Raw genomic sequence first — 12740 nt, 5'->3', positions numbered from 1 at the left:
GCGTCCAGCGGGCGCCCGGTCGCGATCGGTAGGCTGGGCGGGCCATGCTGCGCACGATCGATCTCCGCGACTCCCGTCCCTCGATGAGCGAACTGCTCGACCTCGTCCCGCGTGCCGCGACGGATGTCGCGGCGGCGCTCGACCCGGCCAGGGAGCTCATCGACGACGTCCGCTCCCGCGGCGAGGCCGCGCTGCTCGACCAGGCCGAGCGGTTCGACCGCGTGCGCCCGGCCGCCGTGCGGGTGAGCGCCGACGAGCTCCGGGCGGCGCGCGATGCGCTGACCGACGAGGTGCGGCGCGCCGTCGAGTCGACCGTCGAGCGCGTGCGCGCAGCCAGCGCGGCGCAGGTGCCCGCTCCCGCGACGACCGTTCTCGGGCCCGGTGCCGTGGTCGAGCAGCGGTGGCAGCCGGTGGCGCGCGTCGGACTCTACGTGCCCGGCGGCAAGGCCGTGTACCCGTCGTCCGTGGTGATGAACGTCGTGCCCGCGCAGGTGGCCGGCGTCCGGTCCATCGCGCTCGCCTCGCCCGCGCAGGCGGCCCACGGCGGCCGCATCCACCCGACCATCGCGGGCGTCGCGGCCTTGCTCGGCATCGACGAGGTCTACGCGATGGGCGGCGCGGGAGCGATCGGCGCCTTCGCCTACGGCGTCCCGGGAATCGGCCTGGAGCCGGTCCAGCGGGTCACCGGGCCCGGCAACGTCTTCGTCGCGGCGGCCAAGCGGCTCGTGCAGGGCGTCACCGGCATCGATTCCGAGGCAGGCCCCACCGACATCCTCGTCATCGCGGACGACACCGCCGACGCCGACCTCGTGGCCTCCGACCTCGTGAGCCAGGCCGAGCACGACGAGCTCGCCGCGGCCGTGCTGGTGACCGACTCGCCGGCGTTCGCCGAGCGGGTGCTCGACCGGCTCGCTGCCCGGGTCGCGGCGACCCGCCACGCCGACCGGATCCGCACCGCCCTGGAGGGCCCGCAGTCGGCCGTCGTGCTCGTCGACGACCTCGAGCAGGCCGCCGACTTCGCGAACGCGTTCGGGGCCGAGCACCTCGAGATCCAGGTGCGCGACGCCGATGCGACGCTCGCCCGGATCGAGAACGCCGGCGCCATCTTCATCGGCCCGTACTCGCCGGTGAGTCTCGGCGACTACGCGGCCGGATCGAACCACGTGCTGCCGACCGGCGGGCAGGCGCGCTCGGCCGCGGGGCTGTCGGCCGCCACGTTCCTCCGGCCGCAGCAGGTGGTGCGGTATGACGAGGCCGCGCTGCGCGAGGTCGCGCCGGTCATCGCGGCGCTGTCCGCCGAGGAGGACCTGCCCGCGCACGGCGAGGCCGTGACGGCCCGCTTCGGCGATCGACCCTGACCGCGCCGCTACGCTGGGAGCACCATGCACTGCCCGTTCTGCCGCCACCCGGACTCGCGCGTCATCGACTCCCGTACGAGCGATGACGGGCTCTCGATCCGTCGCCGCCGCCAGTGCCCGGAGTGCGGCCGCCGATTCTCGACGACCGAGACGGCGAGTCTCGCGGTGATCAAGCGCTCCGGCGTCATCGAGCCGTTCAGCCGCGAGAAGGTCGTGCTCGGCGTGAAGAAGGCGTGCCAGGGGCGGCCGGTCACCGATTCCGACCTCGCCGTGCTCGCGCAGAAGGTCGAGGAGACCATCCGCTCCACGGGCGCGTCGCAGATCGAGGCGAACGACATCGGCCTGGCGATCCTGCCGCCGCTGCGGGAACTCGACGAGGTCGCCTACCTCCGGTTCGCGAGCGTCTACCAGGCGTTCGAGTCGCTCGAGGACTTCGAGTCGGCCATCGGCCAGCTGCGCGAGGAGCACGGGCGCCTGCCCGCGCGTCCGGTCGAGTAGCCTGTCCCACGGCATGTATCGACTTCTCTTCTCCCAGGTCTTCACGCGCATGGACCCGGAGCGCGCCCATCACCTCGCCTTCGGCGTCATTCGCCGGCTGCCGCTCCTCGGCGTCGGCCGCCTGGTCGAACGCGTCACGGCGCCCGCGCCCGAGCTCGCGGTCGAGGCGCTGGGGCTGCGGTTCCCGTCGCCGTTCGGCGTCGCCGCGGGCTTCGACAAGGATGCGCTCGCGGTCGTCGGCCTCGGCCACCTCGGCTTCGGCCATGTCGAGGTCGGCACCCTCACCGCGATCGCGCAGCCGGGCAACGAGCGCCCGCGCCTGTTCCGGCTCGTCGCCGACCGCGCGCTGGTGAACCGCATGGGCTTCAACAACGGCGGTGCGGATGCCGCGGCGGGCCGCATCTCGCGGCTGTCCCGTCGCCCCCATCGACCGGTGCTCGGCGTCAACATCGGCAAGAGCCGGGTCACGCCCGTCGAGCGGGCGACCGAGGACTACGTGCGGAGCACGAAGGTGCTGGCCCCGCACGCCGACTACCTGGTCGTCAACGTCAGCTCGCCCAACACCCCGGGACTCCGGGGCCTGCAGGAACTCGACGCTCTCGCGCCGCTCCTCGAGGCGGTCCGCGAGGCCGCCGGGCGCACCCCGTTGCTCGTGAAGATCGCGCCCGACCTCGACGACGCCGAGGTGGTGCGCATCTGCGAGCTCGTCGTCCGGCTGGGACTGGACGGGATCATCGCGACCAACACGACGATCTCCCGGGCCGGGCTCCTGACGCCGCCGGCGGAGGTCGAGGCGATCGGCGCGGGCGGGCTCTCCGGCGCGCCGCTCGCGACCCGGTCGCTCGCGGTGCTGCGCCTCATCCGGGAGCACGTGCCGGCGTCGCTCTGCGTCGTGTCGGTGGGTGGCGTGGAGACCGCCGAGGACGTGCAGGAGCGATTGGACGCCGGCGCCACGCTCGTCCAGGGCTACACGGGCTTCGTCTACCGCGGCCCGCTCTGGGCGCGCCAGGTCAACCGGGGGCTCGCACGCCTGCGGCGCGAGCGGGGCGTCGCGGCATCCGTCGCCTGACCGCTGAGGTCGACGCCAACGCCGGCGCGACGAGCCGCCGCTGCGCGGTGCATGCGGCTCAGAGCATGCCGATGTCGGCGAGCCGGTCGGCCAGCGTGGCGCCGTCGCTCGCGGACACCCAGGGGACGTCGGCGCCGTGCTGCTCGGCCTTGCTGCGACCGCCCGCGAGCACCGCCTCGCCGACCGAGAGCTCGCGGATCGCGACCGCGGCGACCCGCTCGGGGTGCTCGGCCGCGAAGGACGCGTAGAGCTCCTCGTCGTGCTGGCCGTCGTCGCCGATGAGCAGCCACCGGATGTCGGGGAACTCCTCGGCGAGCCGCCGTAGGTTGTCGGACTTGTGCTCGCGGCCGCTGCGGAACCAGCGGTCGTGCGTCGGACCCCAGTCGGTCAGGAGGATGGGGCCGGCGGGGTAGAGGTTGCGCGAGAGGAACCGGGTGAGCGTGGGGGCGACGTTCCAGGCGCCGGTCGAGAGGTAGACGACCGGGGAACCCGGATGCTGTCGCACGAGCCGCTCGTACAGCACGGCCATGCCCGGAGTGGGGCTTCGGGCGTGCTCGTCGAGCACGAAGGTGTTCCAGAACGCCACGAACGGGCGGGGGAGCGCCGTGACCATGACGGTGTCGTCGATGTCGGACACGATGCCGAAGTGGACGTCGGGTGCGACCACCCAGATCGGCGCCTCGACCGGCTCGGATCCCTCGACCTGCAGCACGGCGCGGTTCCAGCCCGGTTCGAGGTCCGCCGGAACGCGCGTGTCGACCACGCCGCCGCGGTCGGCGAGCACCTCGATGCGCTCGCCCCCGACCTCGATCGTCACGCGCACGTCGCCCACGGGGACGCTCGTGAAGCTGCGCCAGCCGCGGATGCCCTGCTCGCGGCGGCGCCGGCGGCGCTTGGACGTGCCCTCGGCCGACGCCGGCTTCGCGAGGAGCACGCGGCAGAAGACCCGCACCCACTCCGTCGAGCCGTAGCCCGTGTACGGCACCACGGTCGGGACGTGGCCCCGGCGCCGCGCCCAGCGCTCGCGGACGTCGTGGATCCAGTCTTCGAGGCGCGCGGCACCGTGCCGGACCGGTCGTTGCCGGGAACCGGCCGGGACAGGGGAACTCACCGGCATCCACTCAGTCTTTCATGCGGTTCCGACCATGGGTCAAACCCGGCGCGACGCCGCCCGCGTCCGCGAGGTCCCGCGTCGCGGGTAGAGTGGTCCGGCAAGTGAGGAGGTCCCGTGCCCAACATCGACCTGATCCTCGGGACCGATCACGGCCGGAGGCGCTCGGTCCGCACCGAGCCGACGCAGCGCCGCAGCACCCAGCGGCTCGACGCGCTGCTCGACGCAGCGGCCGAGATCGTGGACGAGCTCGGCTTCGAACGCCTGACGACCCAGATGGTCGCCGAGCGGGCCGGCGCGTCGATCGGCACGGTCTACCGGTACTTCCCCGACCGCGTCGCCGTCCTGCACGCGCTCCGGGAGCGCAGCGTGCGCCGGTACCGCGAGCGCCTCGCGGAGGCACTCGAGCAGGCCGAGCTCGCCGACTGGTGGAACGTCATCGACGCCGCCCTCGCGGTGTGCGCCGAGCTGTACCGCGACGAGCCCGGGTTCACGGTCATCCACGCGGCGCCTCGTGAGCTGTCCGAGCGCGACGGCGAGGCGGAGATCGCGCACCGCCTCGCGCTCCTCCTCGAGCACGACTTCGGCATCCGCAACGACGCCGAAACCCGGTTCCGCCTCGGCATCGCCGTCGAGATCGGCGAGGCGCTCATCCACCGCGCCTTCGCGCGCGACGCGGCCGGCGACGTCCGGTACCTCGATGAGGCGCGGCGCGTGGTGCGCGTGTACCTCGACGAGCACCTCGCCGACCGGGTCGCGGCGACGACCGCGGCCTGAGAACCTCCCGAGAGCCGTCCGAACCGGCCCGCCGCCGTTGCCACCGACGGCCGCGAGGTGTTTGGCTTGAGGGTGCGCCGACCGGCGCCCCGCACAGGGGAGGCAGCATGATCGAGTTCCGCGGTGTCACGAAGCAGTTCCCCGACGGCACCGTGGCCGTCAGCGACGTCGACATCGTCATCCCGCCGCATGAGACGACGGTGCTCGTCGGCTCCTCCGGCTCGGGCAAGACGACCCTGCTCCGGATGATCAACCGCATGGTCGACCCGACCGGCGGCCAGGTCCTCATCGACGGCACGGATGTCGCGACGGTCGATCCGGTGAAGCTCCGGCGGGGCATCGGGTACGTGATGCAGAACTCCGGCCTGCTGCCGCACCGCAAGGTGATCGACAACGTCGCGACCGTCCCGCTGCTGCGCGGCGAGTCGAAGCGCGCGGCGCACGCGCGCGCCCTCGAACTGCTCGACACGGTCGGCCTCGACCGGTCCCTCGCCGACAAGTACCCGTCGCAGCTCTCGGGCGGACAGCAGCAGCGCGTGGGCGTCGCCCGCGGGCTGGCCGTCGACCCGAACATCCTCCTGATGGACGAGCCCTTCGGTGCGGTCGACCCGATCGTGCGCGCCGAGCTGCAACAGGAGCTGCTGCGACTGCAGGGCGAGCTCGGGAAGACGGTCGTGTTCGTCACCCACGACATCGACGAGGCGTTCCTCCTCGGCGACCAGGTCGTGATCATGCAGCAGGGCGGGCGCATCTCCCAGGCCGCCTCACCGGCAGAGATCCTGGCGAACCCCGCCGACTCGTTCGTGGCGGACTTCGTGGGCGCCGATCGCGGCAAGCGGGCCCTCCATGTGCGGGAGGTCGACGGGCGGAGGATCGTCGTCGACGCCGACGGACGCCCGGCCGGGGTCCTCACCTCGTGAACTGGCTCTGGTCCAACCTCGACCGCGTCGGCGAACTCGTCGTGGTGCACCTGGCATTGTCGGTGCCGGCGATCATACTGAGCTTCGTGCTGTCGGTCCCGCTCGGATGGATCGCCCACCGGCACCGGTGGTCGCGCGGCATCCTGCTCTCGATCGTCGGGCTGCTGTACGCCATCCCCTCGCTCGCGCTGTTCATCGCGCTGCCCGCCGCCACCGGGCTGAGCCTCCGCTCGCCCGTGAACCTCGTGATCGCCCTCACGCTGTACGGCATCGCCGTGCTCGTGCGCACCGCGACCGACGCGTTCGACGCGGTCGAGCGCGACATCCGCCAGTCGGCCACGGCCATCGGCTATTCGGCGGCGGGACGGTTCTGGGGTGTCGAGCTCCCGCTCGCCGGGCCGGTGCTGCTCTCCGGGCTCCGCGTGGCGATCGTGAGCACCGTGAGCCTCGCCACGGTCGGCGCGGTGATCGGCGTCCAGAGCCTCGGCAGCCTCTTCACCGACGGGTTCCAGCGCGGCATCCAGGTCGAGATCATCACCGGGATCGTCGCGACGATCCTGCTCGCCCTGCTGCTCGACTGGATCGCCGTCCTCCTCGGCCGCCTGCTCATGCCGTGGACGCGGACATCGCGGCTCCGACGTGCGGCGCCGGTCGAGGTCGCCGTCGGAGCGGAGGGCTCGTGAACCTCTTCGCCGACGCCTTCGCCTGGCTCGCCGACCCCGCCAACTGGAGTGGCGCCGGCAGCATCCCGCAGCGCCTCGGCGAGCACCTCTGGGTTTCGGCGGTCGTGCTCGTCATCGCCGCGGTCATCGCCCTGCCCGTGGGGGCGTGGGTCGGACACACCGGTCGCGGCCGCGAACCGGCCGTCATGCTCTCCGGCGGGCTCCGCGCGCTGCCGACGCTCGGCGTGCTGACGCTGTTCGGCACCTGGCTCGGGATCGGACTGCAGGCGCCCGTAATCGCGCTCGTGATCCTCGCGATCCCGCCGCTGCTGGCCGGCGCGTACGCCGGCTTCGAGTCGGTCGACCGGCGCACGATCGACGCGGCCCGGGCCATGGGCATGCGGGAGCTGCAGATCGTCGGCAAAGTGGAGCTGCCCCTGGGACTGCCGATCGTCGTCGGCGGCATCCGCTCGGCCACCCTGCAGATCATCGCGACGGCCACGCTCGCGGCGTACATCGCCGACGAGGGGCTCGGCCGCTTCATCTTCAGCGGGCTGAAGACCCGCGACTACGCCGAGATGCTCGGCGGATCCATCCTCGTGATCCTGCTGGCGCTGGTCGTCGACGGGCTGTTCGCACTCGCGCAGCGGCTCGTGGTGCCCGCCGGCGTGCGCGCCACCCGCGCCAGAGAGCTCCGTTCGGGACCGGCCCGGTCCCGAACGGCCGTGGGGCAACCCATCACCGAAGGGAACCAGCAATGACCACAGCAGGAAAAGGCCGGCTCGTCGCCCTGGCGGCGGTCGCGGTCGGGGCGACAGTGGCCCTGGCAGGGTGTGCATCCGGCGATCCGCTCGACAGCGGATCGGGCGGCGAGGGGGGCGACGGCGGCTCGGAGACGATCGTCGTCGGCTCGCAGGACTACTACTCGAACGAGATCATCGCCGAGCTGTACGCCCAGGCGCTCGAGGAGAACGGCTTCACGGTCGACCGGCAGTTCCGGATCGGCCAGCGCGAGGTCTACATCCCCGAGATCGAGGACGGCGCGATCGACGTCTTCCCCGAGTACACCGGCAACCTCCTCCAGTACTACGTGCCCGACACGACGGCCACCACGAGCGACGACGTCTACGCCGAGCTCGAGGGTGCGCTTCCCGAGGGGCTTCGCGTGCTCGAGCAGTCGCCGGCGACCGACCAGGACTCCTACAACGTCACCCGCACGTTCTCCGAGGAGAACGGGGTCACCAGCCTCGCCGACCTGAAGGACGTCTCGACCCCGATCACGCTCGGCGGCAACTCCGAGCTCGAGACGCGCCCGTACGGCCCGGAGGGCCTGCAGTCCGTCTACGGCGTCGACGTGGCGTTCACGCCCATCGAGGACAGCGGCGGCCCGCTGACCCTGAAGGCGCTCGTCGACGACCAGGTGCAGATGGTGAACATCTACAGCGCCGACCCGAACATCGCCGCGAACGACCTCGTGACGCTCGAGGACCCGGAAGGGCTGTTCCTGTCGTCGAACGTCGTCCCCGTCGTGAGCGAGAAGGTGACCGACGAGATGGCCGAGGTCATCGACACGGTCAGCGCGGCACTCACTCCCGAGGACCTCGTGGCGCTCAACGCGCTCAGCGTGAACGAGCAGCAGTCGGCCGACCAGATCGCGAGCGACTGGCTCGCCGAGAAGGCCCTCTTCTAGGGCTCTCGACGTCGCTCTGAAGGGTCGGTCGCCTCGGCGGCCGGCCCTTCGTCGCGTGCGACGGCCGGTTCCCCGGCGGGCTCGACCCCGGGCGCGATGCCGTGCGGGGCCACCGCGGCGCCGGCGTCGTGCACCGCGTCATCCGCCATGTGTCGCGCCTCGAGCCGCATCAGGACCTTCTTCGCCGCCCACACGAGCACCAGGAACAGCACGATCGCCCCGACGAACAGGTAGCCGGCCCAGTGGAGGTCGTCGCTGAGGCTGCGGTAGCCGCCCGCGGCGGCGCTGCCGACGCTCACGTACGCGAACGACCAGATGATGCACGCCGGGGTGGTCCAGGCGATGAAGCGCCGGTAGGACATGTCGCTCATGCCGACGGTCAGCGGCACGAGGGAGTGCAGCACGGGCAGGAACCGCGAGATGAAGACCGCCGGCCCGCCGCGACGCGCGAGGTAGCGACGCGCGCGGTGCCAGTTGTGCTCGCCGATCCGGCGACCGACGCGCGATCGTTCGATGCGCGGTCCGAACCATCGACCGAGCGCGAAGCCGATGCTCTCGCCGATCAGCGCTCCGATGATGACGGTGAGGGCGAGGGCGAGGTACTCGACCGGACCGTCGACCGCGGTGGAGGCGACGATGACGATGCTGTCGCCCGGTACGACCAGCCCGATCAGCACGGAGGTCTCGAGCATGATCCCGATGCCGGCGAGGACGGTCCGCAGCACGGGATCGACACCTTCGACGGTGCCGAGGATGCCGTCGAGCAGCTCGTTCACGCTCCGAGCCTATGGCGTGGGTCGCCGTCGCGGCTGTGAGCCGTCAGAGCGTCACGGCGGCGAGCACCACGACGGGTGTCGCGACGATGAGGGCGGTGGCGATCCAGCTGGCCGTGCGGGCGACGGGGCTGAGCGGATGCCGCCCCGGTTCGAGCCGCTCGAGGCGCTGCTCGAGCATGCCGGCGTCCGGATTCACGCCACCGGCGTCGGCGTACGCCCCGGGCTCGCCGGCACTTCCGACGAGGACGAGCGCCCGCCGGAGCGGCTCGGGACCGGTCTCGCGGCGGGCGCGGTCGTCGGCGAGCAGTTCGGTGAGCAGGGCGACGGCCCGTTCGGCGCGGTTGGCGATGGGGAACCAGGGGAGCGCGCCGTGCCACGCCCGGAACGCGAGCAGGACGAGGTGGTGGAACTGGTCGAGGTGCGCGCGCTCGTGCGAGACGACGGCGCGCAGCTCGTCGGCGTCGAGCAGCTCGACGAGCCCCTCGGTGATGACCGTGGCGGTGCGGATGCCGGGGACGCAGTAGGCGACGGGCACGGGGTGGGAGAGCACGCGCGGACCGGACGGGTCGGCGGCGGGCTCGGCGAGGAGGTCGACGAGCCGGTGCTGGCGCCGACGGGCCCGTTCGGCGCGGATGGCGGTCGAGAGGAGGTTCAGGGCGAGGTGGACGGTGAGCCCGACGGCGAGGGTGAGCGCCGCGAGGTGGATCACGCCGTAGCCGTCGGGGATCGGGCCGACGGTGAAGGCGGGCAGCAGGTCGCGGGCCGCGCCGACGATCGAGCCGCCCGGCGACGCGCCGAAGACGAGCAGCGAGCCGATCATGGCGAGGCCGCCTCCGAGTGCGATGCCCTGCCAGAGCGCCAGGGCCGTGGCGGGGGAGCGCGCCGGCCAGGATGCCCGGGCGAGGGCGACGGGGACCGGCCAGGCGAGCGCGAGCGCGACGACGCCGAGCAGGACGGCGGCGGCGACCACGTCAGCGACGCACGAGCTCGTCGAGGAGGCGGCGCAGCGTGCGCGCCTCGCCGTCGCTGACCGTGCCGACGAAGCGGGCCAGCGCCGCGTCGCGGTCGGAGGAGGACGAGAGCACCTCGTGCATGAGTTCGGCGGTGTGCTCGGCCCGGGAGAGCAGCGCGCGGTAGCGGTGCGGGCGCGTCTCGCGGGCGCGGGTGACGAAGCCCTTGCGCTCGAGGCGGGAGAGCACCGTGAGGACGGTGGTCGTGGCCGGGGTGCGCGACGGGTCGGCCGGGTCGGCGAGGTGCTCGCGCACCTCGTTCGCCGTGAGCGGTCCGTCGCTCTTCCAGAGCTGCTCCATCACGGAGCGCTCGAGGTCGCCGAGTCCTGCCATACATCGAGGATACCGCGCAAGGGCCCAAAGGTTCTACACATCGTAGAAAAGTGCTCTACGCTGTGTAGAAGAACGCGCCGTCACTCCCACGAAAGGGGCCCCCGCAGTGAACGAGCTCCTCGATCCGCTCCTGCTCGCCAGGTGGCAGTTCGGACTCACGACGGTCTACCACTTCCTCTTCGTCCCCCTCACCATCGGACTCGCGACCACCGCAGCCGTCTTCCAGACCGCGTGGGTGCGCACGGGCAAGATCGAGTACCTGCGGATCACGCGGTTCTTCGGCACGATCTTCCTCATCAACTTCGCGATGGGCGTCGTGACCGGCATCGTGCAGGAGTTCCAGTTCGGGATGAACTGGTCGGAGTACTCCCGGTTCGTCGGCGACGTCTTCGGCGCCCCGCTCGCCCTCGAGGGCCTGCTCGCGTTCTTCCTCGAGGCCACGTTCATCGGCCTCTGGATCTTCGGCTGGAACCGGCTCCCGCAGAAGCTGCACCTCGCGACCATCTGGGTCGTCGCGATCGGCACCATCCTGTCGGCCTACTTCATCATCGCGGCCAACGCCTTCATGCAGAACCCCGTCGGCTACCAGATGAACGCCGAACGCGGGCGCGCCGAACTCGTCGACATCTGGGCGCTGCTGACGAACCCGGTGGCCGTCGCCGCATTCCCGCACACGATCGCGGCATCCTTCATGGTCTCGGCCGGCCTCGTGATCAGCGCCGCCGCCTGGCACCTCGCGCGCAACCAGCACCTCGACACCATGCGTCCCGCCCTGAAGTTCGGCCTCTGGACCATGGTCGGAGCGGGCGCGCTCACCACGTTCTTCGGCGACCAGCTGAGCCTCGCGATGGTCGCCACGCAGCCCATGAAGATGGCCGCGGCCGAGGCCACGTACGACACCGTCTGCGGTGCGGACGCCTCGTTCTCGCTCTTCACCCTCGGCACGCCGGACGGCTCCACCGAGTTGTTCTCCATCCGCGTGCCCTACCTGCTCGCCCTGCTCTCGACGCACACCCTCGACGGCTGCGTGGAAGGCATCAACGACCTGCAGGCGCTGTACACCGACCTCTACGGTCCCGGCGACTACGCGCCCATCATCTGGGTGACGTACTGGTCGTTCCGGTGGATGATCGGCCTCGGCATGCTTCACATCCTCGTCGCGGTCGCCGGCCTCTGGCTCACCCGCAAGGGTCGGATGCCGCGCCAGCGCTGGGTCTGGACCGTCGCGATCTGGAGCTTCCCGCTCTCGCTCCTGGCGATGATCGTCGGCTGGGTCTTCACCGAGATGGGCCGCCAGCCCTGGATCGTGTTCAGCCTCCTGCCCACGGAGTCGGCGGTGTCGCCGAACGTCACCGGCCTCGAGGTCCTGATCTCGCTCGTGGCCTTCACGCTCATCTACGGCGCCCTCGCGGTCGTCGAGGTGAAGCTGATCCTCAAGGCGATCCGCACGGGACCGCCCGAGATCGCCGCGCCGGACCCGGAGACGGGCGAGGTCGAACACGCCGCCACGGTCTACTAGGAGGAGACGGACATGGATCTCGCAACGCTCTGGTTCTGGATCGTCGCCTTCCTCTTCGTGGGCTACTTCGTGCTCGACGGGTTCGACTTCGGCGTCGGCATGTCGCTGCCGTTCCTCGCGAAGGACGACACCGACCGCCGCGTGCTCATCAACACGATCGGCCCGGTGTGGGACCTCAACGAGACCTGGGTGATCGTGGCCGGCGCCGCGCTCTTCGCCGCGTTCCCCGAGTGGTACGCCACGCTGTTCTCGGGGTTCTACCTCGCGCTGCTGCTCATCCTGCTCGCGCTCATCGCCCGCGGCGTCTCCTTCGAGTACCGGCACCAGCGACCCGAGCTCGCCTGGAAGCGCCGATTCGACGCGATGATCATCATCGGCTCGGCCGTCCCGGCGCTGCTCTGGGGCGTCGCCTTCGCCAACATCGTCCAGGGCGTCCCGCTCGACGCGGACCACAACTACACGGGCACGCTGTTCGACCTGCTCAACCCCTACGCCCTGCTCGGCGGCCTCACCACGCTGCTGCTCTTCTTCACCCACGGCGTCGTGTTCGCGGCGCTGAAGACCGACGGCGAGATCCGAGAGCGTGCCCGCCGCCTCGCGGCGAAGGCCGGCGTCATCACCATCGCGGTGGCCGCCACCTTCCTCGTCTGGACCGGCCTCGCGAACGGCAGCGCCTGGTTCTGGGCACTGGCCGCGGTCGCCGCGGTCGCCCTCGTCGGCGCCTGGCTCGCCAACGGACGCGGCGCCGAGCGCACCGCGTTCACCCTCATGGCCGTCACGATCGGCGCGGCGGTCTTCGGGCTGTTCGCGGCGCTCTTCCCCGAGGTGATGCCCGCATCGAACGACCCGGCCAACAGCCTCACCATCGCCAACGCCTCCAGCACGCCGTACACGCTCACCGTCATGAGCTGGACCGCCCTGATCTTCCTGCCCCTGATCCTCGCGTACCAGGGCTGGACCTACTGGGTCTTCCGCAAGCGCGTGACCCGGCAGACGATCGACGCCGCAGCCCACTGA

14 protein-coding genes are annotated in these 12740 nt (G+C 71.7%); 10 read left to right on the top strand and 4 right to left on the bottom strand.

The window, feature by feature from the left end:
• Positions 1-44 precede the first annotated feature (44 nt).
• Genes hisD through RH861_RS15330 form a run of 3 tightly spaced genes read left to right on the top strand, consistent with a single transcriptional unit; the run spans position 45 to position 2925 of the window.
• Positions 45-1358 carry a histidinol dehydrogenase gene (gene hisD, locus RH861_RS15340; RefSeq protein WP_310521728.1) on the top strand — a complete coding sequence of 438 codons (1314 nt, stop codon included), beginning with the start codon at positions 45-47 and terminating at the stop codon, positions 1356-1358.
• Between the two features lie 24 nt (positions 1359-1382).
• Positions 1383-1856, top strand: coding sequence for a transcriptional regulator NrdR (gene nrdR, locus RH861_RS15335; protein WP_310521727.1), 474 nt, complete (start codon positions 1383-1385; stop codon positions 1854-1856).
• Positions 1857-1869: 13 nt separating this feature from the next.
• On the top strand, positions 1870-2925 hold the full coding sequence (locus tag RH861_RS15330) for a quinone-dependent dihydroorotate dehydrogenase (protein WP_310521726.1): 1056 nt from the start codon (positions 1870-1872) through the stop codon (positions 2923-2925).
• Between the two features lie 58 nt (positions 2926-2983).
• Here RH861_RS15330 and RH861_RS15325 read toward each other — a convergent pair whose 3' ends face one another.
• On the bottom strand, positions 2984-4042 hold the full coding sequence (locus RH861_RS15325) for an App1 family protein phosphatidate phosphatase (RefSeq protein WP_310521725.1): 1059 nt from the start codon (positions 4040-4042) through the stop codon (positions 2984-2986).
• Between the two features lie 111 nt (positions 4043-4153).
• On the opposite strand from RH861_RS15325, the gene RH861_RS15320 reads away from it, so the two are divergent.
• From RH861_RS15320 to RH861_RS15300, 5 genes are all read left to right on the top strand, one after another.
• Positions 4154-4813 (top strand): TetR/AcrR family transcriptional regulator, encoded by a 660-nt coding sequence (locus RH861_RS15320; protein WP_067945365.1) that lies wholly within the window; start codon positions 4154-4156, stop codon positions 4811-4813.
• Between the two features lie 107 nt (positions 4814-4920).
• Entirely contained in the window at positions 4921-5733 is an 813-nt protein-coding gene (locus RH861_RS15315; protein ID WP_067945367.1) for an ABC transporter ATP-binding protein, read from the top strand.
• Positions 5730-6416 (top strand): ABC transporter permease, encoded by a 687-nt coding sequence (locus RH861_RS15310; RefSeq protein ID WP_310521724.1) that lies wholly within the window; start codon positions 5730-5732, stop codon positions 6414-6416. Before RH861_RS15315 ends, RH861_RS15310 begins: the two co-directional genes overlap by 4 nt.
• Positions 6413-7156: an ABC transporter permease gene (locus tag RH861_RS15305; protein WP_310521723.1), complete on the top strand. Its 744-nt coding sequence runs from the start codon at positions 6413-6415 to the stop codon at positions 7154-7156. The genes RH861_RS15310 and RH861_RS15305 overlap by 4 nt, the downstream gene beginning before the upstream one ends.
• The gene (locus RH861_RS15300; RefSeq protein ID WP_310521722.1) at positions 7153-8085 is read left to right on the top strand and encodes an ABC transporter substrate-binding protein; all 933 of its coding nucleotides are present in this window, start codon (positions 7153-7155) and stop codon (positions 8083-8085) included. Before RH861_RS15305 ends, RH861_RS15300 begins: the two co-directional genes overlap by 4 nt.
• Here RH861_RS15300 and RH861_RS15295 read toward each other — a convergent pair.
• From RH861_RS15295 to RH861_RS15285, 3 genes are read right to left on the bottom strand one after another with little or no spacing between them, the layout of a single operon-like run.
• Complete coding sequence (locus tag RH861_RS15295; RefSeq protein ID WP_310521721.1) at positions 8082-8861, bottom strand: DedA family protein; 780 nt, start codon at positions 8859-8861, stop codon at positions 8082-8084. The genes RH861_RS15300 and RH861_RS15295 overlap by 4 nt on opposite strands.
• A gap of 43 nt (positions 8862-8904) precedes the next feature.
• Positions 8905-9831 (bottom strand): M56 family metallopeptidase, encoded by a 927-nt coding sequence (locus RH861_RS15290; RefSeq protein WP_310521720.1) that lies wholly within the window; start codon positions 9829-9831, stop codon positions 8905-8907.
• A 1-nt stretch (position 9832) separates the two neighbouring features.
• On the bottom strand, positions 9833-10204 hold the full coding sequence (locus RH861_RS15285) for a BlaI/MecI/CopY family transcriptional regulator (protein ID WP_310521719.1): 372 nt from the start codon (positions 10202-10204) through the stop codon (positions 9833-9835).
• Between the two features lie 106 nt (positions 10205-10310).
• On the opposite strand from RH861_RS15285, the gene RH861_RS15280 reads away from it, so the two are divergent.
• The gene (locus tag RH861_RS15280; RefSeq protein ID WP_310521718.1) at positions 10311-11723 is read left to right on the top strand and encodes a cytochrome ubiquinol oxidase subunit I; all 1413 of its coding nucleotides are present in this window, start codon (positions 10311-10313) and stop codon (positions 11721-11723) included.
• A gap of 12 nt (positions 11724-11735) precedes the next feature.
• Positions 11736-12740 carry a cytochrome d ubiquinol oxidase subunit II gene (gene cydB, locus RH861_RS15275; protein ID WP_310521717.1) on the top strand — a complete coding sequence of 335 codons (1005 nt, stop codon included), beginning with the start codon at positions 11736-11738 and terminating at the stop codon, positions 12738-12740.

Origin of the sequence: Agromyces indicus (assembly GCF_031432295.1) — a bacterium.
In the GTDB taxonomy this organism is placed as follows: domain Bacteria; phylum Actinomycetota; class Actinomycetes; order Actinomycetales; family Microbacteriaceae; genus Agromyces; species Agromyces indicus.
Note: the sequence above shows the minus strand (reverse complement) of the source record. Positions and strands in the feature narration are given on the sequence as shown.

Coding starts and splice junctions, on each gene's coding strand:
- RH861_RS15330 (WP_310521726.1), top strand. CDS start 1,870: ATGTATCGACTTCTCTTCTCCCAGGTCTTCACGCGCATGGACCCGGAG.
- RH861_RS15325 (WP_310521725.1), bottom strand. CDS start 4,042: ATGCCGGTGAGTTCCCCTGTCCCGGCCGGTTCCCGGCAACGACCGGTC.
- RH861_RS15300 (WP_310521722.1), top strand. CDS start 7,153: ATGACCACAGCAGGAAAAGGCCGGCTCGTCGCCCTGGCGGCGGTCGCG.
- hisD (WP_310521728.1), top strand. CDS start 45: ATGCTGCGCACGATCGATCTCCGCGACTCCCGTCCCTCGATGAGCGAA.
- RH861_RS15285 (WP_310521719.1), bottom strand. CDS start 10,204: ATGGCAGGACTCGGCGACCTCGAGCGCTCCGTGATGGAGCAGCTCTGG.
- cydB (WP_310521717.1), top strand. CDS start 11,736: ATGGATCTCGCAACGCTCTGGTTCTGGATCGTCGCCTTCCTCTTCGTG.
- nrdR (WP_310521727.1), top strand. CDS start 1,383: ATGCACTGCCCGTTCTGCCGCCACCCGGACTCGCGCGTCATCGACTCC.
- RH861_RS15315 (WP_067945367.1), top strand. CDS start 4,921: ATGATCGAGTTCCGCGGTGTCACGAAGCAGTTCCCCGACGGCACCGTG.